This is a genomic window from Eubacterium sp. LMAG:50 (assembly GCF_008680265.1).
Classification (GTDB): Bacteria; Bacillota; Clostridia; order Lachnospirales; family Lachnospiraceae; genus Eubacterium_U; species Eubacterium_U album.
In genome coordinates this window covers 224,069-249,928 of record NZ_NALP01000006.1, presented here as the reverse complement: position 1 = coordinate 249,928, position 25,860 = coordinate 224,069, and the positions used below count along the sequence as shown (strand labels likewise).

Genomic DNA, 25,860 nt, shown 5'->3' with positions numbered 1-25,860 from the left:
AAGATGGAAGTATTATACAGAAGTACCCGTGGACAAGGTGGAGAAGTAAAGGCATCACAGGCTATTTTAAAAGGATTAGCAGATGATGGAGGATTATTTGTACCTACAACTATTCCGAAGTTAGAAGTATCTGTAAATGAATTGTCAAAAATGACATATCAGGAAGTTGCATATGAAGTTATGAAATTATACTTTACAGACTTTACAGAGGAAGAATTAAAGAATTGTATTAATAAAGCATATGATTCTAAATTTGATACAGAAGAAATTGCTCCATTAGCAGAAGTTGATGGCGCATACTATTTGGAACTTTTCCATGGCGCAACAATAGCATTTAAGGATATGGCATTGTCAATACTTCCACATTTACTTACAACATCAGCTAAAAAGAATGATGTTAAAAATGAAATTGTTATTTTGACAGCTACATCAGGTGATACAGGTAAGGCTGCTTTGGCAGGATTTGCAGATGTTAAAGGAACAAGAATTGTAGTATTTTATCCACATGGTGGAGTAAGCCCTATTCAGGAAAAACAGATGGTTACACAGAAAGGTGATAACACATTTGTTGTAGCAATAAATGGAAACTTTGACCAGGCACAGAGTGGAGTTAAAGCTATATTTGGAAATAAAGAACTTGCAAAAGAAATGGATGAAAAAGGATTCCAGTTCTCATCAGCAAACTCAATTAATATTGGACGTCTTATCCCACAGGTTGCTTATTATGTATATGCATATGCAAAATTATTTGCAGAAGGAAAAGTTGCTAAGGATGAAAAAATTAATGTTGTAGTTCCAACAGGTAACTTTGGTAACATTTTAGCAGCTTACTATGCAAAGAATATGGGACTTCCGATTGATAAATTAGTATGTGCTTCAAATGATAATAAAGTACTTTATGATTTCTTTGAAACAGGATGCTATGATAGAAACAGAGAGTTTATTTTAACAAACTCACCATCTATGGATATTTTGATTTCAAGTAATCTTGAAAGATTAATTTATAAAATTGCTGAAAATGATTCAGAAAAGAATGCTGAATTAATGGCAGAACTAGCAAAAGACGGAAAATATACTATTACTGATTCAATGAGAAAGCAACTTGCTGATTTTTATGGAAATTATGCTACTGAAGCTGAAACAACAGAAGAAATTAAACGAGTATATGACAAGACAGGATATATTATGGACACTCATACTGCAGTTGCTTCATGTGTATATGGTAAGTACAAGAAAGATACAAATGATGATAAGGTAACTGTTATTGCAAGTACAGCAAGCCCATTCAAATTTACAAGAAGTGTTATGAATGCAATTAATCCTGCATATGATAAGCTTGGCGATTTTGAATTAGTTGATGAATTAAGCAAGATTGGAAATGTTAAAGTTCCAAATGCAATTGAAGAAATCAGAAACGCAGAAATCCGTCATAATAACTTATGCAATGTAGATGAAATGGAATCTGTTGTAAAGAAATTTTTAAATATGTAAAGAGAGCATAATTGTGTAAACATGTAGTGCACAAGAGTTTGTGAAGTATTATTTTATTTCTCAGATATATATTTAAAAATTTGAAATATGAAGTTAAATAATATAGATATATTGTAAGCGAAGGTAATACCGTAAATTACAAATACAAAGGTCTTTTTGTTGATGATGTTTAATGACAAAAAGACCTTTGTATCTATTTAAAAGGTAGAAAACTTTTGTAATATGGAGAGAATAAATGAACAATTTTTTTGGTATGCTTGCCCGAATGAAATATATAAACAGATGGGGGCTTATGCGAAATACAATTCAGGAAAATATAGCAGAACATAGTTTAGATGTGGCTGTTATTTCCCATGCTTTAGCTACTATAGGAAATATCTATTTTAATAAACAAAATGATGCAGAACACATAGCGGTTTTAGCGATGTTTCATGATACATCCGAAATTATTACGGGAGATTTGCCTACACCTATAAAATATTATGCACCTGAAATAAGAGATTCTTATAAAAAGGTAGAGGAAGTGGCTACTAATCAGCTTATAAATGAATTGCCGGAAGAAATGAGAAAGGTTTACAGAACTATCTTAAAAGAAGAACAAAATGAAGAGTGGAAATATGTAAAGGCTGCAGATAGATTATCAGCATATATAAAGTGCATAGAAGAGTCAAAAATGGGAAATACAGATTTTGTTAATGCACAAAATTCAATTAAAAAGAGTATAGACGAAATGAAGATGCCGGAGATTGCTTTTTTTATTGAAAAATTTCTTCCATCATACAGTATTACATTAGACGAGATAAATTAATTACCGGACAAGGCAGGAGTGTTAATGGGAAAATCACTATTTATAGCAGAAAAACCAAGTGTTGCTGCTGAATTTGCAAAAGCATTAAAAGAGAATACAAAACGTGGTGACGGATATTTAGAAAGTGAAAATGCTGTAGTAACATGGTGTGTGGGTCATTTGGTTACTATGAGCTATCCGGAATGTTACGATGAAAAGTTGAAAAAATGGAATGTTCAGGATTTGCCTTTTATTCCGGAAGGAGAATGGAAATATGAAGTAATTCCTGGAGTAAAAAAGCAGTTTAATATTGTAAAAGGTCTTTTGAACAGAGAAGATGTAGAGACGATATATGTTTGCACTGACTCAGGAAGAGAAGGAGAATATATATACAGACTGGTGGCTCAGGAAGCAGGAGTACATGATAAAGTACAAAAACGTGTATGGATTGACTCTCAGACTGAAGAAGAAATTTTAAGAGGAATTAGGGAAGCAAAAGATATATCTGAATATGATAATTTGTCTGACGCGGCTTATTTAAGAGCGAAGGAAGATTATTTAATGGGAATTAATTTCTCTAGATTATTAACTCTTAGATATGGAAATTCAATTGCAAGATTTTTAAATAAAAAATACACAGTAATTTCTGTAGGTAGGGTTATGACGTGCGTATTAGGAATGATATGCAATAGAGAACGGGAAATAAGAAATTTTGTAAAAACACCATTTTACAGAGTAAATGGTAAATTGCAGATTGAAGATTACAAAGTAGATGCAGAATGGAAGGCAGTTGAAAATACAAAATATTTTGAAACACCATTTTTATATAAGGAAAATGGTTTTAAAGAAAGAAAGACGGCAGAAGAATTAATTGAGGCAATAAATGTTTCACAGCCGGTCGAATTAATGGTTAAGTCAATTACTAAAAAAGATGAAAAAAAGCAACCTCCATTGTTATTTAATCTTGCAGAACTTCAGAATGATTGCTCTAGATTATTTAAGATAAATCCTGATGAAACATTGAATGTAGTTCAGGAACTATATGAAAAGAAACTGGTAACTTATCCAAGAACTGATGCACGAGTTTTATCTACTGCGGTATCAAAAGAGATTTATAAGAATATAAATGGATTAAGAGGATTTACTCCGGTAAAAGGATTTGCTGAAAATATTTTAAAAGCAGGTTCTTACAAAGGGTTAGAAAAAACTAAATATGTAGATGATAAGAAGATAACAGACCATTATGCAATAATTCCTACAGGACAGGGATTAAATGGCTTAAATAGTTTAAAACCGGTTGCACAGAAAGTATACGTGCTTATTGTAAGAAGATTTTTAAGTATTTTTTATCCGCCAGCTATATACAAAAAAGCATCATTGATAGGAAATGTTAAATCTGTTTTCAAAGATGGTAGTGAAACAATGGAACAATTTGGAAGCAATTTTAAAATATTAGTTCAGAAAGGTTATTTTGAAATTGCAGGCGTTCCGGGCGAAAAGAAAAGCTCAAAAGATAAGCAGGAAAATGATGCTGAAAATCAGGATGGCACTAATGATAGTGAAAATCAGGAGTTAACACTAGACAGCAAATTTTTTGAATTGTTGAAAAATATAAAGAAAAATGATAAAATTTCAATGGTAGGTCTGGATATTAAAGAAGGTGAAACAAAACCACCAAAAAGATATAATTCAGGTTCTTTAATTCTTGCAATGGAGAACGCAGGTCAGCTTATAGAGGACGAGGATTTAAGAGCACAGATAAAAGGAAGTGGAATTGGTACAAGTGCTACCAGAGCCGGAATAATAACCAAACTACAAAAAAATGAATACATTAAGTTAAATAGTAAAACACAGATTGTGACACCAATGCAATTAGGAGAAATGGTTTATGGCGTAGTTTATATGTCAATAAGATCTCTTCTTAACCCTGAATTGACAGCAAGTTGGGAATTAGGTCTTACCAAGGTTGCAGAGGGTGAAATAACAGCTGATGAATATATGAAGAAATTAGATGATTTTATAAGAGGTAGAACAGATAATGTTCTAAGAATCAACAATGCTAATCAGATGGTGAATTACTATAATTATGTGGCACAATTTTACAGGAGGAACAAATAATGTGTGGAATAGTAGGATATGTGGGCAGTAAAGACTGCGCTGATGTATTAATAGACTCATTAAGTAAACTTGAGTATAGAGGATATGATTCAGCAGGAATAGCAGTATTTGAAAAAGGTGAAATATCTGTATGTAAGGCAAAAGGAGAATTAAAGAACCTTACAGAAAAAATGAAAAAAGAACATAAACCATATGGACATTGTGGTATTGGACATACAAGATGGGCAACACATGGTGAACCATCAGACATTAACTCTCATCCACATGGAAATAAGAGAGTATCAATTGTACACAATGGGATTATAGAAAATTATAAAGAAATTAAAGATTTCCTAATTGATAAAGGATATACATTTGTAAGTGAAACAGATACAGAAACAGTTGCAAAATTATTAGATTACTATTATGAAGGTGATCCTATAGATGCAATAATTAAGACATTAAAAGATGTTACAGGTGCATATGCATTGGGAATTATTTTTAAAGATTTTCCTGATACAATTTATGCAGTAAGAAAAGACAGCCCGTTAATTATTGGAAAAGGTGAAGAAGAAAACTTTATCGCCAGCGATGTACCTGCAATCTTAAAATATACAAGAAATTATTATCTTCTTGAATATGGTGAGATTGCAACAATTAAGTCAGATAGAATTGAATTTTGTGATTTTCATAAGCAGAATATTAAGAAAGAAATTCAGGTTTCAGAACTTGATATGGATGCAGCTGAAAAGGGTGGATATGAACATTTCATGTTAAAAGAAATACATGAACAGCCAACAGCAGTAAATACAACAATTGCACCAAGAATTGTGAATGGTATGCCTGATTTATCAGAATGTGGACTTACACCTGAAAAATTAAAATCATATCATAAGTTATTTATTGTTGCATGTGGTACAGCAATGCATGCAGGAATGGTTGGAAAGTATGTAATTGAAAAATTAGCAAGAACAGAAGTCACAGTTGATATTGCATCAGAATTTAGATATAGAGACCCTATAATTGGAAAAGATGATTTGATGGTTGTTGTATCACAGTCAGGTGAAACGGCAGATACTAAGGCAGCATTGCAGTTAGCACATGAAAGAGGCGCAGAAGTACTTTCAATTGTTAATGTTAAGGGCTCTTCAATTGCAAGAGAATCAGATATGGTTCTTTATACTCATGCAGGTCCTGAAATCTCAGTAGCATCAACAAAAGCTTTCTCAGTACAGATGTCTGTTATGTATTTAATAGCATTTGAAATGGCATATGCTAAAGGATGTATAGACGAAGCAGAGTGTAAGAGACTTACAGAAGAGTTAAAGAATATTCCTGAAGTTTTAGAAAAAACAATGCAGGCTGAGAGTAAATGTAAATATATTGCCAGCAAGTTAATAACAGCGTCAAGCTTATTATATATTGGTAGAGGGCTTGATTATGCACTTAGTATGGAAGGCTCACTTAAGTTGAAAGAGATTTCATACATTCATTCTGAAAGTTATGCTGCAGGCGAATTAAAACACGGAACAATTTCTCTTATTACAGATGGTATGCCGGTAATAGCAGTTGCTACACAGAGTCACTTACTTGAAAAAACAGTAAGCAATATTGTTGAAGTTAAATCAAGAGGGGCAATGACAATTACTGTTTGTAAGGAAGGAGAGCAGTTTGCAGAAGGTGTAAATGATTATATAGTAGAAGTACCTGAATTAGAAGATGTATTAATGCCAATGGTAACAGTTATTCCGTTACAGATGATAGCTTATTATACTTCTGTATTAAAAGGATTAAATGTAGATAAACCAAGAAATCTTGCAAAATCAGTTACAGTAGAATAAGATCATATCGAAAAACTGTTACTTATATTAGTAACAGTTTTTCTTTAAATAGTGAAAGAAAAATAATTCACAAAGAGAGGTGCTAGAATGTACAAAATAAAAGATTTATATGATTTAAACGAAACAATTGCAGCTAAATTATTTGATGGGGTAGAATATCCATGGGAAGTATTAGCTAATATAGGTGATTTTATAATTGAATTAGGTAAGACTTTGCCGAAAGATAAATTTGACCATCCACAGGAAGATATATGGATTGCTAAAGATGTAACAATAGCAAAAACAGCAACATTAAACGGACCATTGATAATTGATGAAGGTACAGAAGTAAGACCTGGGGCATTTATCCGTGGAAAAGTTATTGTTGGAAAAGATTGTGTTGTTGGTAATTCTACAGAATTAAAAAATGTTGTATTATTCAATACTGTTCAGGTCCCACACTATAATTATGTTGGAGATAGTATTTTAGGAACGCATTCGCATATGGGAGCCGGATCAATTACTTCAAATGTAAAATCAGACAAAACATTAGTTGTGGTTAAAGATGGAGAAGAAAAGATTGAAACAGGTTTAAAGAAATTTGGAGCAATGCTTGGAGATTACGTAGAAGTAGGATGTGGTTCAGTCCTAAATCCGGGAACAGTCATTGGAAGAAATGTAAATATCTATCCTTTATCAAGTGTTAGAGGCGTAGTTAAAGCCAATTCAATCTACAAAAAGCAGGGAGAAATAGTAGAAAAAAGATAAGGTAAAAAATAGATTGTTATACGACAATCTTCAAGTGGAAATGCAAATTATAATGTTAAAGTTTTGTGAAAATAATAAATAGTCAGTATTTTCCATTGATAAAAAGAATAATATATTCTATAATAATATTACAAACAACACAGTCATTGATTGTGTTTGTTTCCTTGGAATGCTCGTAGACTTGTATATTTTGAACCTACATTTATCGAGACGGGATTCCTATATCTTTGCATGGATGTCAGGCCTCATATATGCCGTCAGTACATAGTACAGGTGGCTAGCTAGTGGAAGGCAGAAGTGTGAATGCGGTTGCCCACCTGGCGCAAGCTAGGACTCAAAAGGCAAGGACGGCATTTCGAGTATAAATCAAAAGATAAGTTGGCACAGCATTTTTGCTGTGCCTTTCTTATGTAATAGTAAATTTAGATATAAAGCTGTAAGTCGTATTTGAAAGGCTGGGTGCAAAAAATGAAAAAGATAATTTTTGCTTTATCTACAATACTTATAGTTACTTTTTGTGCATATACAATTAAGTGTCAGGATGTACTTATAAAAATCAATCAGTTAAAAACATATGGTCAGGATATCATAGTTAATAAAATTATATATGATGATGAAAGCAAAGCAAATGAAGAAAAAAATCAGACTGAAAAAATTATAAATATGGAATTGAATAATGTAAGAATAGTTCTTATGAATAGTGATTTTAGTTCGATTTATCACAATAATATAGAAATAAAGAAAAAAGAAAAAATAAATATTAATTATGGAAAAGACTTTCAAAATTCAGAAATTGTAAATGAAGATAAAATAATTTCATGTGGGTCAGAATATTTTAATGGAAGTAGTATAATAAAGATTTCAAATAATAAGAAAAAAATTCATATTAACTCGATAAAAAGAAATGGAAAAATTAACGGTTACAAAGGAGATATATATTTATATAAGACAGAAAATGGAATTGTTGTAGTAAATGAAGTGGGAATTGAAGACTATGTAGCGGCTGTTGTATCAAGTGAATTAAATAACTCATATCCAAATGAAGCATTAAAAGCCCAGGCTGTTTGTGCAAGAACATATATTGCAAAAAGAATTAATAATGAAAAATATAAGGAATATAATGCTTTTGGAGATGATAGTACAGCGTATCAGGTATACAATATAGTTGAGCCTGATAATAAAATAAAAGATGCGGTAGCACAAACAAAAGGCGAAGTAGTTACTTATAATGATAATTTAATAAACACTTATTTCTTTTCTACATCATGTGGGTATACTACAGATTATAAAATTTGGGGAACAAAAAAACAAAAATATCTGGAAAGCGTTCATGTAAAACAAAATTTAGAAGAAGCAGAAACGCAGGCAGATTTTGATACTTATATAAAAAAGAAATCTAAAACGGATTTAGAAAATAAATATCCGTTCTATAGATGGAATGTAAAAATGTCTAAGTCTCATTTAAGATATGTTGTAAATAATTATATAGGATACGATATAGGAAAAATTAGCAAAATAGAAATTAATAATAGAGGTGCAGGAGGTATAGTTTCTAATATTACCGTGTACGGAAAAAATAAGCAGATTAGCATAAGCAACCAAATTAATATAAGAAAAGCACTTAATCCATATGGCTTAGGGATAAAGCTTAATGATGGTGATATAAGGAGTAATATGTCAATGCTTCCTAGTAGTTTTTTTTCAATTGAAAACATTTATAGGAATGGAAAATGGTGGGGGATTAAAATATATGGTGGAGGATTTGGACACGGTTGCGGAATGAGTCAGAATGGTTGCAAAGAACTTGCACTTTCCGGCTATAGTTACGAAGATATAATTGAATTTTTTTATAAAAAAACAGCAATTGCCGTTATTGGTTAATTGCTGTTTTTTTTGAAATTTCAGGATAAAAATAAACATTTATTTCTGCTCCGATAAATAAAATGTAAATACAAAAGTAAATCCAAAACATCATAATTATAACTGCGGTTAAGCTGCCATACATATATGTCATATTAGAAAAATTATCTACATAAATTGAAAATGCAAATGAAAACAAAATCCATCCAAGAGAACTGAATACAGCTCCAGGTAATATTTTCCTGAATTTAGCTAACTTTAAATTTGCAACCTTGAATATTATTAGAAAGAATAGTGTTAATATTATAAAAACTGCCGAGTAACTTGTTATTGTATATAAAACAGAAACATTTATCAAAGGCGGAACAATTGAAATTGCAAGTTTAAACAGTTTGTTTCCAAATACTAAAAGTACTAATGTGACAACCATGGCAATTACAAAGAAAACAGTATATATCATAGAGATAAATCGTGATATAAAATAGTTCCTTGATGAATGCACATTATAAATATTATATATACCAAACATAACAGATAATACACCTTTTGACGCAGACCATATAGCGACAATAGCTGTAATGGAAATAACAGTACCGGATACATTTGAATACATCTCGTTTATTATTTGAATAATAAGAGGCTTAACGCTATCAGGTAAATAAGAATTTGCAAAATTAACTATGTAGTCTTCAGTGATTGGAGTAAGCCCAATCATATTTAAAATCAACATAGCAAATGGAAAAATTGAAAGCATAATAAAGAAAGAGGCCTGAGCACTATATACACCAACCTTGTCTTTACCAATTGCATTAACAAAATCCATGATAGTGTTGATAAATTTATTTTCTATTTTTTTCATAAATATACCCTTTTCATTTTAAATAGAAGAAAATGATATTACTTCTAATAAATAATTATATTCTTTTTGTATTTAAATAATTCCTTTAGTAATTTAAGGAAAACATATTTATTATAACATTTTTTGTTTAATGAAACAAGAAAGACGAAAACTAATAATGAACAGAGTAACAACAGCAGAATGGTTATTGCTGCAAAATGAGTTAAATAATGCCTAATTAGCGTGTTGACACTAAATTTTATGTGTGTTAGAATTACTAAAGTTAAAGGCAATGATAGTGTAAGTAAAGTTGCAGTATTCTTTAAGAGAGAAAGATTCATCGGCTGAGAGATTTTTTAGGTTACGCTGCAATTTGAATTTCCCACTGGAGCTGCATTTGTAAACGGAATTTTCTTAGTAATGAATGACGTTTATGCGCGTTAAGCATATAGAGAGCTTGATTATTTTAATCAGGAACTAGGGTGGTACCGCGGATATTTCCGTCCCTTAATCAAGGGTACTTTTTTTATGCAAAAAAATATTTTAAATAGTATCCGAAAATAAGTGAAAGGAAAAATAAATAATGAAGGAAAAGTTAAAAGCAATCAGAGAAGAAGCTGTTTCTAAAATCTTAGAATCAGAAAACTTAGATAAGTTAAATGAAATTAGAGTTGCTTATTTAGGTAAAAAAGGTCAGTTAACAGAAGTACTTAAAGGAATGAAGGATGTTGCTCCTGAAGACAGACCTAAGGTTGGACAGATGGTAAATGAAACAAGAACAGCCATCGAAGAAAAAATGGAAGAAGTAAAAAATAATTTGGCAGCTAAAGCAAGAGAGGCTAAATTAAAGGCAGAAGTAATTGATGTTACACTTCCTGCAAAGAAAAATAAGATTGGTCATTTACATCCAAATACAGTTGCATTAGAAGAATTAGAAAAGATTTTCGTAGGACTTGGATATGAAGTTGTTGAAGGTCCGGAAGTTGAATATGATTACTATAACTTTGAAGCTTTAAATATTCCGGCAAACCATCCGGCTAAAGATGAACAGGATACTTTCTACATAAACAGAAATATGGTTTTAAGAACTCAGACATCATCAGTTCAGGTGCATGTAATGGAAAATGAGAAACCTCCTATCAGAATTATTTCACCGGGAAGAGTTTTCCGTTCAGATGAAGTAGATGCAACACATTCACCATCTTTCCATCAGGTAGAAGGACTTGTAATAGATAAGAATGTTACATTTGCTGACTTAAAAGGAACATTACAGGAATTTGCAAAAGAATTATTTGGAGCAGATACAAAGGTTAAATTCAGACCTCATCATTTCCCATTCACAGAGCCAAGTGCTGAAATGGACGTTACATGCTTTAAATGTGGAGGAAAAGGATGCAGATTCTGTAAAGGTGAAGGATGGATTGAAATTTTAGGATGTGGTATGGTTCATCCTCATGTATTAGAAATGAGTGGAATTGATCCTGAAGAATATACTGGATTTGCTTTCGGCGTTGGTTTGGAAAGAATCGCATTATTAAAATATGAAATCGATGATATGAGATTGTTATATGAAAATGATGATCGTTTCTTATCACAGTTCTAATTTTGTTTATAGAGAAAGGAAGAATTAATCATGAATACACCATTATCTTGGATTAAAGCATATGTTGATGATTTGGATTGTACAGATCAGGAATATATGGATGCAATGACTTTGTCAGGTACAAAGGTAGAAGGATTTGAAAGATTAGATGCTGACCTTGATAAAATTGTTGTAGGTAAAATAGAAAAAATTGAAAAGCATCCTGATGCAGATAAACTTGTTGTCTGTCAGGTTAATGTTGGAAAAGAAACAGTACAGATTGTTACCGGAGCACAGAATGTATTTGAAGGTGCCATCGTACCAGTTGTTCTTGATGGAGGAAGAGTTGCCGGAGGACATGACGGCTCAAAGACTCCGGGTGGTATTAAAATCAAAAAAGGAAAACTTCGTGGAGTTGAAAGTTTTGGTATGATGTGTTCAATAGAAGAATTGGGCTCAACAAATGAAATGTACCCGGAAGCACCTGAAAATGGAATTTATATTTTCCCTGAAGGAACAGAGGTAGGAAGTGATGCAGTAGAAGCATTAGGATTACATGACAGTGTATTTGAATATGAAATTACATCTAACAGAGTTGACTGCTACAGTGTAATTGGTATTGCAAGAGAAGCTGCAGCAACATTTAGAAAACCATTCCATGCACCTGAAACTCATGCAGTTGGAACAGATGGAGATGTTAACGAATATATTAAAGTAGAAGTTAAAGATTCTGATTTATGCTCAAGATATTGTGCAAAAGTAGTTAAAAACGTAAAAATTGGACCATCACCTAAATGGATGCAGAGACGTTTAGCAGCTTGTGGAATCAGACCAATTAACAATCTTGTAGACATTACAAATTATGTTATGGAAGAATTTGGTCAGCCAATGCATGCTTACGATTTAGATACAATTGCAGGTAAACAGATTGTTGTAAGACGTGCAAATGATGGTGAAACATTTACAACACTTGATGGACAGGAAAGAAATCTTGATAGTGAAATGCTTATGATATGTGATGGAGAAAAAGCAATTGGATTAGCAGGAATCATGGGTGGAGAAAATTCAAAAATCACAGATGATGTTAAAGATATGGTATTTGAGGCAGCATGCTTTGATGGAACTAACATCCGTTTATCATCAAAACGTTTAGGCTTAAGAACAGATGCATCAGGAAAATTTGAAAAAGGATTAGACCCTAATAATGCTGAAGCAGCAATCAACAGAGCATGTCAGTTAATAGAAAAACTTGGAGCAGGTGAAGTTGTTGCCGGAATAGTAGATATCTATCCTGAAAAGAAAGAAGAAAATACAGTTAAATTTGAGCCTGAAAAAATTAACAAGTTATTAGGAACAGACTTATCAAAAGAGGAAATGTTAAGTTACTTCCCTGCATTAGAATTAAAATATGATGATAATACACAGTTAATTACAGTTCCTACATTTAGACAGGATTTATACAGAACATGTGATATTGCAGAAGAAATCGCAAGATTTTATGGATATGACAAGATTCCAATGACACTTCCGTCAGGAGAATCAACATCAGGTAAGATTCCACTTAAAGTACAGATTGAAAAAATTGCAAGTTCAGTTGCACGGTTCTGTGGATTCTCTCAGGCAATGACATATTCATTTGAAAGCAAGAAAGTATTTGATAAACTTTTATTACCTGAAGATTCAGAACTTAGAAATACAGTTTCTATAATGAATCCATTAGGTGAAGATTTTAGTGTAATGAGAACTACATCGTTAAATGGAATGCTTACATCACTTGCAACAAACTTCAATAGAAGAAATAAGAATGTTAAGTTATTTGAACTTGGAAATATTTATCTTCCAAAATCAATGCCTGTAACAGAACTTCCAGATGAAAGAATGCAGTTTACACTTGGATTTTATGGAGAAGGTGATTTCTTTACAATGAAAGGTGTTGTAGAAGAATTCTTTTCACAGGTTGGAATGGATAAAAAAGTAACATATGATGCTAAAGCAGGAAAGACATTTTTACATCCGGGACGTCAGGCAAATGTTATTTATAATGATACAGTTGTTGGTTATTTAGGAGAAGTTCATCCTGAAGTATTAGATAACTATAATATTAAAGACAGAGTATATGTTGCAGTAATTGATATGCCATATATCGTTGAAATGGCATCATTTGATACAAAATATAAAGGAATTGCTAAATATCCTGCTGTAACAAGAGATATTAGTATGGTAGTTCCAAAAGAAATACTTGTAGGTCAGATTGAAGAAGTAATAGAGAAATGTGCCGGAAAGAATCTTGAAAACTATCAGTTGTTTGATATTTATGAAGGAAATCAGATTGAAGAAGGATTTAAGTCAGTTGCATATAAGATTGTATTTAGAGCAAGTGACAGAACACTTGAAGAAGCTGATATCACAAAGGCAATGGACAAGATTCTTAAAGGATTACAGGAACTTGGTATTGAATTAAGAGGTTAAAGGACAAAAATGGATCATATAGAACTTTTTAATAAAATGATTGAGTATTATGAAGGCAATCCAAAGAGAATACAGCATTTTACAAAAGTATTTGAATATTGTAGACTCATTGGAACAATGGAAAATATTCCTGAAAAAGAGCAGTTCGCTTTAGAAACAACAGCTTTAGTTCATGATATTGGAATAAAAAAAGCAGAAGAAGTACATGGAAAAGGAAACTGTAGTGGAAAATTACAGGAAAAACTTGGACCTGAAATTGCTGAAAAAATGTTAAATGAATTAGGTTATCCTAAAGATGTCATTGAAAGAGTAAGTTATTTAGTTGCTCATCATCACACATATAATGATATATGTGACAGCGATTACCAGATTTTAGTTGAAGCAGATTTTTTAGTTAATATGTATGAAGACGGATTGCCGTCTCAGAATGTAAAGGCTGCTTATGAAGCTGTATTTAAGACAGAATCAGGCAAGCGTATATGCAGAACGATGTTTGGAATTAAATAATTTTAATTCATGCATTATTTGCAAAGTTCCAATAAAGAAAGGAACATTGTCTGTGCGGATGTATGTGAACAAAGTTTTTCATATATCTGTAGGATTAAATTAAACAGGGAAGGTTGGAATAAAATTTCAACCTTTCCTTTGTTGCTATAGTAGGAAACAAAATGAACGAAGTTCATTTTTTATAAATGTTTCCGACGAATAGCCGCTGACAGAAGGGCAGGGGCATTACATATTGCACAGGAGAATAAAATGAAATTTGTAATACAAAGAGTAAATCATGCATCAGTTAAGGTTGATGGAAATGTAGTAGGTAAAATAGATAAAGGCTATATGGTACTTATAGGTATATCTGAAAATGATACAAAGGAAATAGCAGATAAAATGATTAAGAAAATGATTGGCTTAAGAATTTTTGAAGATGAAAATGGAAAAACAAATATTAGTTTAAAAGATGTATCAGGTGAACTTTTACTTATTTCACAATTTACTTTGTATGCAGATTGTAAAAAAGGAAACAGACCTTCTTTTATCAATGCGGGAAAACCAGATATGGCAAATGAAATGTATGAATACATTATAGAACAATGCAAAAAAGAAATAAGCGTTGTTGAAAAAGGAATATTTGGCGCAGATATGAAAGTTAGTCTGGAAAATGATGGACCATTCACAATTGTTTTAGATAGTAAGGAAATTATAAAATAATGGAAAAAACAATGAATTTACATGATTTTTATTATGATTTACCACAGGAACTGATAGCTCAGGACCCACTTGAGGACAGAAGTAGTTCAAGACTTATGGTATTAAACAAAAACACAGGAAAAATACAACATCATATATTTAAAGATATTGTTAAATATTTGCATAAAGGAGATTGTCTTGTAATTAATAATACAAAAGTTATTCCTGCCAGACTTTTTGGAAGTAAAGTCGGAACAGATGCGAAGATTGAAGTATTATTATTAAAAAGAAAAGAAAATGATGTTTGGGAAACATTAGTTAAACCGGGTAAAAAATGCAAAGTTGGAACTGAAATTTCATTTGGTGAAGGACTTTTAGTTGGAAAGGTTATTGATGTTGTTGAAGAAGGTAACAGATTAATACAATTTAAATATGAAGGCATATTTGAAGAAATACTTGATAAGTTAGGACAGATGCCGCTTCCACCATATATTACACATCAGTTAAAAGATAAAAACAGATATCAGACAGTATATGCAAAGTATGAAGGTAGTGCCGCAGCGCCTACAGCAGGTCTTCATTTTACAAAAGAATTGTTAAATGAAATCAAAGAAAAGGGTGTTGAAATTGCAAATGTAACTCTTCATGTCGGACTAGGTACATTTAGACCTGTAAAAGTAGAAAATGTATTAGAACATCATATGCATTCCGAATTTTATGATGTAGAGGAAGAAGAGGCTAAAAAGATTAATGAATGCCGTAAAAATGGTGGACGAGTTATTGCTGTAGGAACAACAAGCTGTAGAACACTAGAATCTGTTACAGGTGAAGATGGCATTGTTAAGGCAGGAAATGGCTGGACAGAGATATTTATTTATCCGGGCTATAAATTTAAGGCAATTGACTGCCTTATAACTAATTTTCATCTTCCTGAATCAACACTTTTAATGCTTGTATCAGCACTTGCAGGAAGGGAAAATATTATGGCAGCTTATGAAGAAGCAGTAAAAGAAAAATATAGATTTTTCTCATTTGGAGATGCTATGTTTATAACAGATAATGAAACAGAAGAATAGACACATAAACTTATATGAGGATTAGTAATGACAGATGTTTATATAGTACAGAAATTAGAAAATAATAAAGATATTATTGTAAATGTGCCGGGTTCAAAAAGCATAACTAACAGAGCATTAATGTTAGCTGCATTGTCTGATGGAGAGTGTAACTTAGATGGGGTACTTTTTAGTGATGATTCCAGAGCATTTTTAGATTGCCTTGAAAAATTGGGATTTCAATTATTTATAGACGAAAATGAAAAAAGAGTAAAGGTTGTTGGAACATCAGGGAAAATACCAAATAGAAAAGCAACAATAGATGTAAGAAGCGCCGGAACTGCAGCCAGATTCCTAACGGTTATGCTTGCAGTTACAGGAGGAGAATATACTCTTAATTCTTCAGAACAAATGAAAAAAAGACCGATGGGTGAAATTATTGATTTGCTAAGAAATGCAGGAGTTAAGATTAGTTGTTTAGAAGAAGAAGGTCATTTTCCATTTATTATTTCTTCAAATGGTTTAGACAAGAAAAAAGTTTCGATTAACACAGATACAAGTAGTCAGTATGCAAGTGCATTATTAATGGCTGCTGTTATGACAGGTTTGAAAATAAAACTAACAGGAAAACGTGTTAACGGTGCATATATAAAAATTACCTTAAATATGCTTAAGCAATTTGGAATTAAATATGTTCAAGCTGAAGAAAATAAATATAATATAGAAAAACAAAGTTTCAGATTAGAAAAATATCAGATAGAACCTGATATGTCAGGAGCATGTTATTTCTATGCAATGTCATTAATGCTTAAGAAAAAAGTTTTGGTAAAAAATCTACATTTAAATTCAATGCAGGGAGATATTAAATTTTTATATGCTTTGAAAAAAATGGGATGCCTTGTAAAAGATACTGATGAAGGGATTATAATTGATGGTTCAAATGTATCTGAATACAAAGGAATAGAAATTGATATGAATGATTTTTCTGATCAGGCATTGACAATGGCGTGTGTAGCTGCATTTGCAAAAAGTAAAACATTAATAAAAAATGTAGGACATATAAAAATGCAGGAGTGTGATAGAGTAAATGCCATAATAACTAATCTTAATTGTTTAGGAATAAAAGCAAGAGAAGAATTAGCGGATGGTAAAGTTAATATTTGCATTGAACCGGGAAAAGTCAACAGTGGAGAGATAGAAACTTTTAATGACCACAGAGTTGCTATGGCATTTACACTTATTGGGTTAGTTTGCGGAGGCATAACTATAAAAAATCCGATGTGCTGTAAAAAAACATTTGAAAATTACTTTGATATAATTGATTCGTTGTATTAAATAAAAAAGTGTAACAATTATTTTTGTTAATTGTTACACTTTTTGTTATATTTATTGTCTCTTTACTATGTCATATTTATGTCTTTCAAGCATTTCTACAGCTCTATCAGCTGAATCCTGGTCATAGAAAGAAATTTTAAGAACACCATCTTCAAATTCCCTATTATGAACAATTCCGATATTTTTAATGCTGACGCCACTTGTTGCAAGGATAGTTGCAATAGTAGCAATTGCACCTGATTCATCGATAATATTACAGTAAATTCTGTAACTTCTAGGTATGATAGAATTGTTATGTTCTTCAATGTTATCTCTGTAATCACGGCTTTCAGTAATAAGAGCATTGATGTCTGAGCCACGTTTGTTATCAAGGCTTGATTTAATATCTTTTAAATCATGAATATATTTGTCAAGCATAATGCTGATGTTTTTGGTGTTAGTCATACAAATCTGTTCCCACATTTCAGGTGAAGAACTGGCGATTCTTGTTATGTCTTTAAATCCTCCGGCAGCTAAAGTTTTCATATACTCTTCCTTTGAGTCGTTATGTTTTACTAAGTTAACAAGACTGGCTGCAATCAAATGAGGAAGATGACTAATTGCTGCAACAACTTTATCATGTTCTTCATAAGATATACGAATTGGAATTGCTCCAATCATTTTAACAATTTTAGTTAATTCATCTACATATTTTTGCTCGACTTTATTTGTAGGAGTAAGAGGGTAGTATGCATTTTCAACAAGTCGGTCATTAGCATTTTCATATCCTGTTTTCTCAGAACCGGCCATAGGATGTCCGCCGATAAAATGTTCTTCAAGACCAAGGGCATTTACAGCCTGATGAATATTTGTTTTTACACTACCAACATCTGTTATAATACAGTTATCATTTATAATTTTTTTTAAAATACTTAGGTATTCAACATTTTTTTCAACAGGAGTGCATAAGAAAATATAATCACATTGTGAAAATGTTGAATCAACCTTATCAGTTGCAATATTTGCAGTACCATCATTTAAAGCTAATGTTCTGGATGATTCACGTCTGTTATATACAATAATTGTTGATTCAGGTAAAACACGTCGAATAGCTTTTGCAATAGAACCACCAATTAATCCGATTCCAATAAATCCAAATGTTAGTTTTCTCATTTTTTAAGTCCTTTCTTCCCGTAAATTAATCTTCCAACTTTAACGCTTTAAAGTTTAGCACTTTAAAGCAAGGTATTCAATATAAAATTTAAACTTTATGTATTAAATAAAAAATTATAAGAATTATTCAAGGCATTATAACCCATTTTATAGGAAAAAACAAATTTTTATTGTAACGTTTTTTAACATAGAGGAATGTTGTAAATCATATAATAATTTTGTAAAATAGATTATATGATAATGAACGGATTAATTAAATATTAAAAATGGTGAACGAAATTATTTTTTATAAATGTTTCAAGAAATAAGCCACCAACCACTGGAAGGGGCAATACATAATAATATTAGGAGGGTACAGCTATGAATGTGTATAAAACATCTCAGGTTAGAAATGTAGTTTTTTTAGGACACGGAGGCGCAGGTAAAACTACATTAGCAGAAGCAATGGCGTACGCAACAGGAGTGATAACCAGAATGGGCAGTGTCGATAATGGAAACACTATAAGCGATTATGACTCAGAAGAAATTAAGCGTAAGTTTTCTATTAATGCGGCAGTTATTCCAATAGAATGGAACGGATTAAAGATTAATATATTGGATGCTCCGGGTTATTTTGATTTTGTCGGACAGACAGAGGATGCCATGAGTGTGGCAGATGCAGCTGTAATAGTAGTAAATGGCAAAGCAGGATTAGAAGTAGGAACGATAAAGGCATGGGAAATATGTGAACGAAGAAAAATTCCAAGAATATTTTTTATTACAGGAATGGATGATCCTAATGCTAAATATATGGAAACCGTAAAGCAATTAAAGGAAACATTTGGTAAACAGATTGCTCCGTTTCATTTGCCAATAATTGAAGATGGCATTTTAACAGGATATGTAAATGTTGTTAAAATGGGTGGACGAAAATTTGTAGGTGATAATGGCGAATATGTGGAAAGAGATATACCGGATAATCTTGAAAGTGATTTGATTCCATGTAGAGAACAGCTTATGGAGGCTGTGGCGGAGTCAGACGAAGAACTTATGGATAAATATTTTAGTGGGGAAGAATTTTCAAATGAAGAAATATCAAAAGCACTTAGAAAAAGTGTAATAAGTTGTGACATAGTTCCTGTACAAATAGGAGCAGGTATTAACTGTAAAGGTGTAAATATGCTTTTACAGACATGCGAAAAATATTTCCCATCACCTGATAAGGCAGAGGTATTTAAGAAAGGAAAAAATCAGGATACAGGTGAGGATGTAATAGCTGATTTTGATGAAACTAAACCTGTAACGGCATATGTATTTAAAACAATAATGGATCCGTTTGTCGGTAAATATTCATTAGTAAAGGTAAGAACAGGTATACTTAAGGCATCAACTACAGTTTATAATCCGTCAAAAGGAATCGAGGAAAAATTAGGAAAACTTTATACTATATGTGGCAAAAATATTTCTGAAATAACCGAATTACACGCAGGAGATATAGGAGCGGTAGGCAAGCTTACAGGCACCAGAACAGGCGATACTTTAGCAACAAAGGAATGGCCGGTAGTTTATCACCCGACTACAATGTCTAAACCATATACATATAAACGATATAAGGCAGTAAAGAAAGGTGAAGAAGATAAATTAGCACAGGCATTGGTTAAGTTGTGTATAGAAGATTTGACACTTAAGACAGTAAGTGACGAAGAAAACAGACAACTTTTACTTTATGGTATAGGAGATCAGCAGTTAGATGTTGTAGCAAGTAAATTAAAGGAAAAATATAAAGTAGAAATTGAATTGTTAAAACCAAAATTTGCATTTAGAGAAACAATTAAAAAGAAAGTTCAGGCTCAGGGCAAACATAAAAAACAGTCAGGCGGACATGGACAGTATGGCGATGTAGTAATTGAATTTGAGCCATCAGGAGATTTATCAAGACCATATGTATTTGAAGAAAAGATATTTGGTGGTTCAGTTCCTAAAAATTATTTTCCTGCGGTCGAAAAAGGAATACAGGAAAGCGTTTTAAAGGGACCGCTTGCAGGATATCCTGTTGTTGGAATTAAGGCAACATTAATTGATGGTTCGTATCATCCTGTAGATTCGTCAGAAGTTGCATTTAAAGCAGCAACCATGATTGCATTTAAGAAAGGATTTATGGAAGCGATGCCTGTATTACTACAGCCAATGGCATTACTTACAGTTACAATACCTGATAAATTTACAGGAGATGTAATGGGAGATTTAAATAAGAGACATGGAAGAGTTGTTGGAATGACTCCTGATAAAAATAATATTCAAATTATAGAAGCAGAAATTCCTATGTCTGATTTGTATGGATATTCAACAAGCCTTAGAGCAATAACAGGTGGACTTGGTGAATTTGAATATGTATTGTCCAGATACGAGCAGGCACCGGTTGATGTACAGGAAAAAGAAGTGCGTGAAAGAAGTGAGGCTAATAATAAATAATTTTGCATGATTCTTGTGTAAAGTATTATGTTTGAAATTATAAAAACTAAATGATATGTTAAATGTAAGTGACTATAGGGTTATTTGCTTAAGCAAATAATCCTATAGTTTAATATTGTGGTAGGATTGTGAGAGCGCGTAGCACAGAACAATCCGTAGGCATCAAAAACTCAATATTATATTGTAAAAGAAAATAAAGTGAACACGACTCATTTAGTTTAACGTTTCTAACGATTAGTTGTTAAATAAAGAAAAATAAATTATAAAGGAGAGAATGAGATGGATATTAAAGAAATATTATCAAAAGTTGATCATACGTTATTAAGACCGGAGGCGACATGGAATCAGATAAAAAATATATGTGATGAGGGCATTAAATACAATACAGCTTCAGTATGCATACCTCCTAGCTTTGTAAAACAGGCTGCAGAATATGTTGATGGAAAAATTGCAATATGTACGGTAATTGGTTTCCCAAATGGATATAATACTACAGAAGTAAAATGCTATGAAGCACAAAGTGCCGTTAAAGATGGTGCTAGTGAAATTGATATGGTTATAAATATTGGATGGGTAAAAGAGGAAAAATGGGGAGAAATATTTAATGAGATTAACAAAGTAAAAGATTCATGTAATGGAAAATTACTTAAAGTTATTATTGAAACCTGTCTTTTAACAGATAAAGAAATAGAAAAAATGTCAGAAATAGTTTCTCTTTCAAAAGCAGATTATATAAAGACATCAACAGGATTTTCCACAGAAGGGGCAACTTTCCATTCGGTAAAATTATTTGCTGACAATGTATTCAACAATACTAAAATTAAAGCCGCAGGTGGAATCAGTAGCTTAGAAGATGCAGAAAAATTTATTGAATTAGGAGCAGACAGACTTGGAACAAGCAGAATTGTAAAAATAGCTAAAGAAAAAGAAGAAAATCAGTAGGGAATATCATATATCAGGGCTTATGAGCGACGTCTATATTCTATTGCAAAAATAACCATTTGTTGTATAATATAACAGTATGCGTGAAATTATGGGAAGGAATGATTTTGTGAGTAGAAAAGATAATTCAAAAGCTAAAAATTTAAAAAATATAATTACAACATTAATAGAGGTTATTATTGTTGCAGCTATTATTTTTGGCGGCCTGATGTATGTTCAGCATAGATTACAGTTAAGAGGAACTGCAAGTACACAAGGAAAAGGAATTGACAGTAAAGAAGAAACACAGGATGAAGAGCAGAATAGTGGGACAGGTAAATATAATCTTGTGGTCAATATAAAAAAGAATGCTCTCATTGTATACGAGACAGACAAGGATAATAATGAGGTTCCTACCTATGTCTTTCAGTGTTCCGTTGGAGATGGAATAAATGAAGGCAAGGGTAAGGTTCAGAAAAAATACACTTGGCTTGATATTAATAAATCATGGCATAAATATAACTCACAGATTTCTGAAAACAGTTGGATTCAGTCAGTTAATTATAGTGAAAAATATAGTTGGACTTTAAATAAAAAATCATATAACAGTTTAGGAGAAAAGCAAAAAGCAGGTTCATGTATTTTGCTTACTGCAAGAGATGCAAAATGGATATATGATAACTGTGGAACAGGAACTAAAGTTAAAATTGTAAAAGGTTCAAAGAAGGATGTATTACCTATGGAACCGCTTGCAAAGACTGAAACATATAAAAAATGTGGGTGGGATCCTACTGACACTGATGAAGCTAATCCTTATTTAAAGCTTGCTAACAGTACAATTGCTGTTGGTGATAAGGTTGTATATGTTGAAAAAGGTACAGATGTAAAATACCTTGAAAATATAATTGCAATTAATGCTAACGGACAGGAGGTTACATCGAAATTAAAATACAATAAAATAGATTCAGGCACGCTTGGAAAAAATAAAGTTAAATTTACATATAAAAATAAAGCCGGAGAAAAATTTTCTCAGACAGTTGTATTTAAAGTAATTGATACGACCTGTCCTAAGGTAACATTATCAACATATAAATTTAAATATGAAGTTAAGAGTGCAAGCATAAAAGATTATCAGAAAGATAAAGTAAAAAAAGCAATAGAAGATTTAGTTAAGTCAAAAGCAAGTTGTGATGAAAGTGGAGTTACAATTAAAGCAGTGGCTTTTCCTAAAGATCAATTAGAAATTGGAGATAATTCCGTTAAAGTAATTGCTACTGATGAATCAGGTAATATTGGAAACTGTGAAGCAACAGTTGAATTAGTTATTAAGGAAACTAAATTAAATAAGAAACCAAAAGTACCTGAATCGACTAAGCATAAAAAAGAAGAAACTACTACAAAGAAGAGTAAAGAAGAAACAACGACAAAGAAAAAGTCTGAGGAAACAACAACACAGAATTCTAAGGAAACTACTTCTCAGACAAGTGATATGCAAACAACAGCAAATTTAGCTGAGTAAATAATAAAATGATTATAAATTATAATCTATAATCTAGGAGGAAAAATAATTATGTCTACAGCTTATAATCATAAGACAGTTGAAAAAAAATGGCAGAAATATTGGCAGGAAAATGAGACATTTAAAACGGATGTCTGGGATTTTAGCAAGCCAAAATATTATGCTCTTGATATGTTCCCATACCCATCAGGTGTAGGACTTCATGCAGGACATCCGGAAGGCTATACAGCTACAGATATTATGTCACGTATGAAAAGAATGCAGGGATACAATGTACTTCATCCAATGGGATATGACTCATTTGGACTTCCTGCAGAACAGTATGCGGTAACTACAGGTAATCATCCTGCAGAATTTACACAGAAGAATATTGCAACATTCTCAAAACAGTTAAGAGAGTTAGGATTTGATTATGATTGGTCTAAGATGATTGCAACATCTGATCCTAAGTTTTATAAATGGACACAGTGGATATTTAAAAAATTATATGAAGCAGGATATGCAAAACATATTGATATGCCTGTAAACTGGTGTGAAGAATTAGGAACAGTTCTTTCAAATGACGAAGTAATTGATGGAAAATCAGAACGTGGAGGATATCCTGTTGTTAGAAAGAATATGAAACAGTGGGTAATCGACCAGCCTGCATTTGCAGAAAAACTTTTGGAAGGCTTAGAAGAAATTGACTGGCCTGAATCAACAAAAGATATGCAGAGAAACTGGATTGGTAAGAGCACAGGTGTAGAAGTTGAATTTGAAATCGTAGACGGAGGAAAATTCTCTATTTTTACAACATGTATTGAGACAATATATGGTATCACATTTATGGTATTAGCACCGGATGGTGAAATTGTTAAGAGTCTTATGGACAGAGTGGAGAACAAGGAAGAAGTTGAGGCATATATTGCTGAAACAGCTAAGAAGAATGATTTTGACCGTACAGAATTAAATAAAACAAAATCAGGTTGCAGACTTGAAGGCATTTATTGTATCAATCCTGTAAATGGTAAGAAAGTGCCTTTATTTATTGGTGATTTCGTACTTGCAAGTTATGGTACAGGAGCTGTTATGGCAGTTCCAAGTCATGACCAGAGAGACTTTGAATATGCGATAGCACATAACATCGATATGATTCAGGTAATTGAAGGTGCAGATGTATCTGAGCATGCATTTGAAAAACAGGATTATCTTGGAAAAGGTTGCAAGCTTATTAATTCTGAAGAATTTACAGGCCTTACAGTTGAAGAAGCAAAAGTTGCAATTACAAAGAAATTAGTAGACATGGGAGTTGCAAAGGAAACAGTAAATTATCACTTCCGTGAATGGATTTTTGCAAGACAAAGATACTGGGGAGAACCTGTTCCTTGTGTATATAAAGAAGATGGAGAAATTTATTTCCTTCCTGACGAAGAACTTCCATTAATTCTTCCACCATTGGATGATTATAAAGGAAAGAATGGTAAAGCTCCTCTTGAAAATGCTGTTGAATGGAAGCAGTATGATAAAAATGGAATTAAGGGTGTGCGTGAAACAGCAACAATGCCCGGTTCAGCAGGATCTTCATGGTATTATATGAGATATATTGACCCTGATAATGATAAAGAATTTGCAAATCAGGAATTGTTAAAACACTGGATGCCTGTAGATTTATATGTAGGTGGTCCTGAACATGCTGTAGGTCATTTAATGTATTCACGTATTTGGAACAGATTTTTATATGACCAGGGTCTTTCACCTGTAAAAGAACCGTTTAAGAAGTTAGTTCATCAGGGAATGATTCTTGGCGAAAATGGTATTAAGATGGGTAAAAGATTCCCTGAATTTGTTGTAAATCCAAGTGATATTGTAGAGGAATATGGTGCTGACACATTAAGATTATATGAAATGTTCATGGGACCAATTGAAGTTTCAAAGCCATGGAATTCTGATGCAGTACAGGGAGCTTATCGTTTTATTAAGAGAGTATGGGCATTCTTTACTGATGAAGAGAAAATCGTAGATGAAAACGATAATACATTAACAAAGATTTATCATCAGACAGTTAAGAAAGTTACAAATGACTTTGAAGAATTAGGATATAATACAGCTATTGCTCAGATGATGACATTTGTTAACGAAGTTTACAAAGCAGGAAAATGTCCAAGAGAATATGCTGAAAACTTTATCAAGATGTTCTCATGTATTTGCCCTCATGTTGGTGAAGAAATCTGGCAGATATTAGGTCATGCGGATACAATTGCATTTGAAAAATGGCCTGAATATGATGAGAGCAAGATGGTAGAAGATACAATTAAAGTTCCTGTACAGATAAATGGTAAAACAAAAGCAGTCGTAGAACTTCCGGCTGATGTTTCAAAAGATGATGCTATTTTAGCAGGAAAAGAAGCAATAGCAGACAAGCTTACAGGAAACGTTGTAAAAGAAATTTATGTTCCGGGACGAATCATTAACATAGTAATGAAATAATTGGGACAAAAAACACAATAAAATAATTTCTTGAAATAAAATAGAATTTATATTTCGGGAA

Annotated in this window: 18 protein-coding genes, 1 other RNA gene and 1 other annotated feature; of the genes, 17 read left to right on the top strand and 2 right to left on the bottom strand. The window is 32.1% G+C overall.

The features are described 5' to 3' along the window. Positions 1 to 3 precede the first annotated feature (3 nt). The 7 genes from thrC (at position 4) to CCC31_RS03925 (ending at position 8,844) form a co-directional block, all read left to right on the top strand. Positions 4 to 1,491 (top strand): threonine synthase, encoded by a 1,488-nt coding sequence (gene thrC / locus CCC31_RS03955; protein ID WP_117910160.1) that lies wholly within the window; start codon positions 4 to 6, stop codon positions 1,489 to 1,491. A gap of 235 nt (positions 1,492 to 1,726) precedes the next feature. Next, positions 1,727 to 2,299 carry a 5'-deoxynucleotidase gene (yfbR, locus tag CCC31_RS03950; RefSeq protein WP_022089073.1) on the top strand — a complete coding sequence of 191 codons (573 nt, stop codon included), beginning with the start codon at positions 1,727 to 1,729 and terminating at the stop codon, positions 2,297 to 2,299. Positions 2,300 to 2,323: 24 nt separating this feature from the next. Next, positions 2,324 to 4,396, top strand: a complete 2,073-nt coding sequence (locus CCC31_RS03945; protein WP_290849813.1) for a DNA topoisomerase — start codon at positions 2,324 to 2,326, stop codon at positions 4,394 to 4,396. Beyond that, positions 4,396 to 6,216, top strand: coding sequence for a glutamine--fructose-6-phosphate transaminase (isomerizing) (gene glmS, locus CCC31_RS03940; protein ID WP_022089075.1), 1,821 nt, complete (start codon positions 4,396 to 4,398; stop codon positions 6,214 to 6,216). Before CCC31_RS03945 ends, glmS begins: the two co-directional genes overlap by 1 nt. A gap of 87 nt (positions 6,217 to 6,303) precedes the next feature. Continuing rightward, positions 6,304 to 6,963, top strand: a complete 660-nt coding sequence (locus CCC31_RS03935) for a transferase (RefSeq protein WP_022089076.1) — start codon at positions 6,304 to 6,306, stop codon at positions 6,961 to 6,963. Between the two features lie 158 nt (positions 6,964 to 7,121). After that, positions 7,122 to 7,329: non-coding RNA, 6S RNA (gene ssrS, locus CCC31_RS03930), on the top strand. A 102-nt stretch (positions 7,330 to 7,431) separates the two neighbouring features. Then, a complete protein-coding gene (locus CCC31_RS03925; protein ID WP_260978763.1) occupies positions 7,432 to 8,844 on the top strand; it encodes a SpoIID/LytB domain-containing protein in 1,413 nt (470 codons plus the stop codon). On the opposite strand, the gene CCC31_RS03920 is transcribed toward CCC31_RS03925, so the two are convergent. Then, complete coding sequence (locus tag CCC31_RS03920; RefSeq protein ID WP_022089078.1) at positions 8,834 to 9,682, bottom strand: YihY/virulence factor BrkB family protein; 849 nt, start codon at positions 9,680 to 9,682, stop codon at positions 8,834 to 8,836. The genes CCC31_RS03925 and CCC31_RS03920 overlap by 11 nt on opposite strands. A 262-nt stretch (positions 9,683 to 9,944) precedes the next feature. Continuing rightward, positions 9,945 to 10,172: a binding site (T-box leader), on the top strand. Between the two features lie 72 nt (positions 10,173 to 10,244). On the opposite strand from CCC31_RS03920, the gene pheS reads away from it, so the two are divergent. The 6 genes from pheS to aroA all read left to right on the top strand — a co-directional run bounded on the left by pheS (position 10,245) and on the right by aroA (position 17,290). After that, the gene (gene pheS / locus CCC31_RS03915; protein WP_260978764.1) at positions 10,245 to 11,264 is read left to right on the top strand and encodes a phenylalanine--tRNA ligase subunit alpha; all 1,020 of its coding nucleotides are present in this window, start codon (positions 10,245 to 10,247) and stop codon (positions 11,262 to 11,264) included. A 30-nt stretch (positions 11,265 to 11,294) separates the two neighbouring features. Beyond that, complete coding sequence (gene pheT / locus CCC31_RS03910) at positions 11,295 to 13,712, top strand: phenylalanine--tRNA ligase subunit beta (RefSeq protein ID WP_022089080.1); 2,418 nt, start codon at positions 11,295 to 11,297, stop codon at positions 13,710 to 13,712. Positions 13,713 to 13,721: 9 nt separating this feature from the next. Further along, positions 13,722 to 14,219, top strand: a complete 498-nt coding sequence (locus tag CCC31_RS03905) for an HD domain-containing protein (protein WP_022089081.1) — start codon at positions 13,722 to 13,724, stop codon at positions 14,217 to 14,219. A gap of 249 nt (positions 14,220 to 14,468) precedes the next feature. Next, the gene (gene dtd / locus CCC31_RS03900; RefSeq protein ID WP_022089082.1) at positions 14,469 to 14,921 is read left to right on the top strand and encodes a D-aminoacyl-tRNA deacylase; all 453 of its coding nucleotides are present in this window, start codon (positions 14,469 to 14,471) and stop codon (positions 14,919 to 14,921) included. A gap of 11 nt (positions 14,922 to 14,932) precedes the next feature. Then, positions 14,933 to 15,976: a tRNA preQ1(34) S-adenosylmethionine ribosyltransferase-isomerase QueA gene (queA, locus tag CCC31_RS03895; RefSeq protein ID WP_117910201.1), complete on the top strand. Its 1,044-nt coding sequence runs from the start codon at positions 14,933 to 14,935 to the stop codon at positions 15,974 to 15,976. Between the two features lie 27 nt (positions 15,977 to 16,003). Then, positions 16,004 to 17,290, top strand: a complete 1,287-nt coding sequence (gene aroA / locus CCC31_RS03890) for a 3-phosphoshikimate 1-carboxyvinyltransferase (RefSeq protein WP_290849804.1) — start codon at positions 16,004 to 16,006, stop codon at positions 17,288 to 17,290. Positions 17,291 to 17,341: 51 nt separating this feature from the next. Here aroA and CCC31_RS03885 read toward each other — a convergent pair whose 3' ends face one another. Beyond that, positions 17,342 to 18,442, bottom strand: coding sequence for a prephenate dehydrogenase (locus CCC31_RS03885; protein WP_022089085.1), 1,101 nt, complete (start codon positions 18,440 to 18,442; stop codon positions 17,342 to 17,344). A gap of 360 nt (positions 18,443 to 18,802) precedes the next feature. Here CCC31_RS03885 and CCC31_RS03880 point away from each other — a divergent pair, with 360 nt between their 5' ends. The 4 genes from CCC31_RS03880 (at position 18,803) to leuS (ending at position 25,799) form a co-directional block, all read left to right on the top strand. Further along, complete coding sequence (locus CCC31_RS03880; RefSeq protein ID WP_290849803.1) at positions 18,803 to 20,893, top strand: elongation factor G; 2,091 nt, start codon at positions 18,803 to 18,805, stop codon at positions 20,891 to 20,893. Between the two features lie 279 nt (positions 20,894 to 21,172). Beyond that, positions 21,173 to 21,835 (top strand): deoxyribose-phosphate aldolase, encoded by a 663-nt coding sequence (deoC, locus tag CCC31_RS03875; protein ID WP_022089087.1) that lies wholly within the window; start codon positions 21,173 to 21,175, stop codon positions 21,833 to 21,835. Between the two features lie 109 nt (positions 21,836 to 21,944). Next, positions 21,945 to 23,333, top strand: coding sequence for a L,D-transpeptidase (locus CCC31_RS03870; protein ID WP_290849801.1), 1,389 nt, complete (start codon positions 21,945 to 21,947; stop codon positions 23,331 to 23,333). 51 nt (positions 23,334 to 23,384) lie between these two features. Beyond that, positions 23,385 to 25,799 carry a leucine--tRNA ligase gene (leuS, locus tag CCC31_RS03865; protein WP_290849799.1) on the top strand — a complete coding sequence of 805 codons (2,415 nt, stop codon included), beginning with the start codon at positions 23,385 to 23,387 and terminating at the stop codon, positions 25,797 to 25,799. Positions 25,800 to 25,860 lie beyond the last annotated feature (61 nt).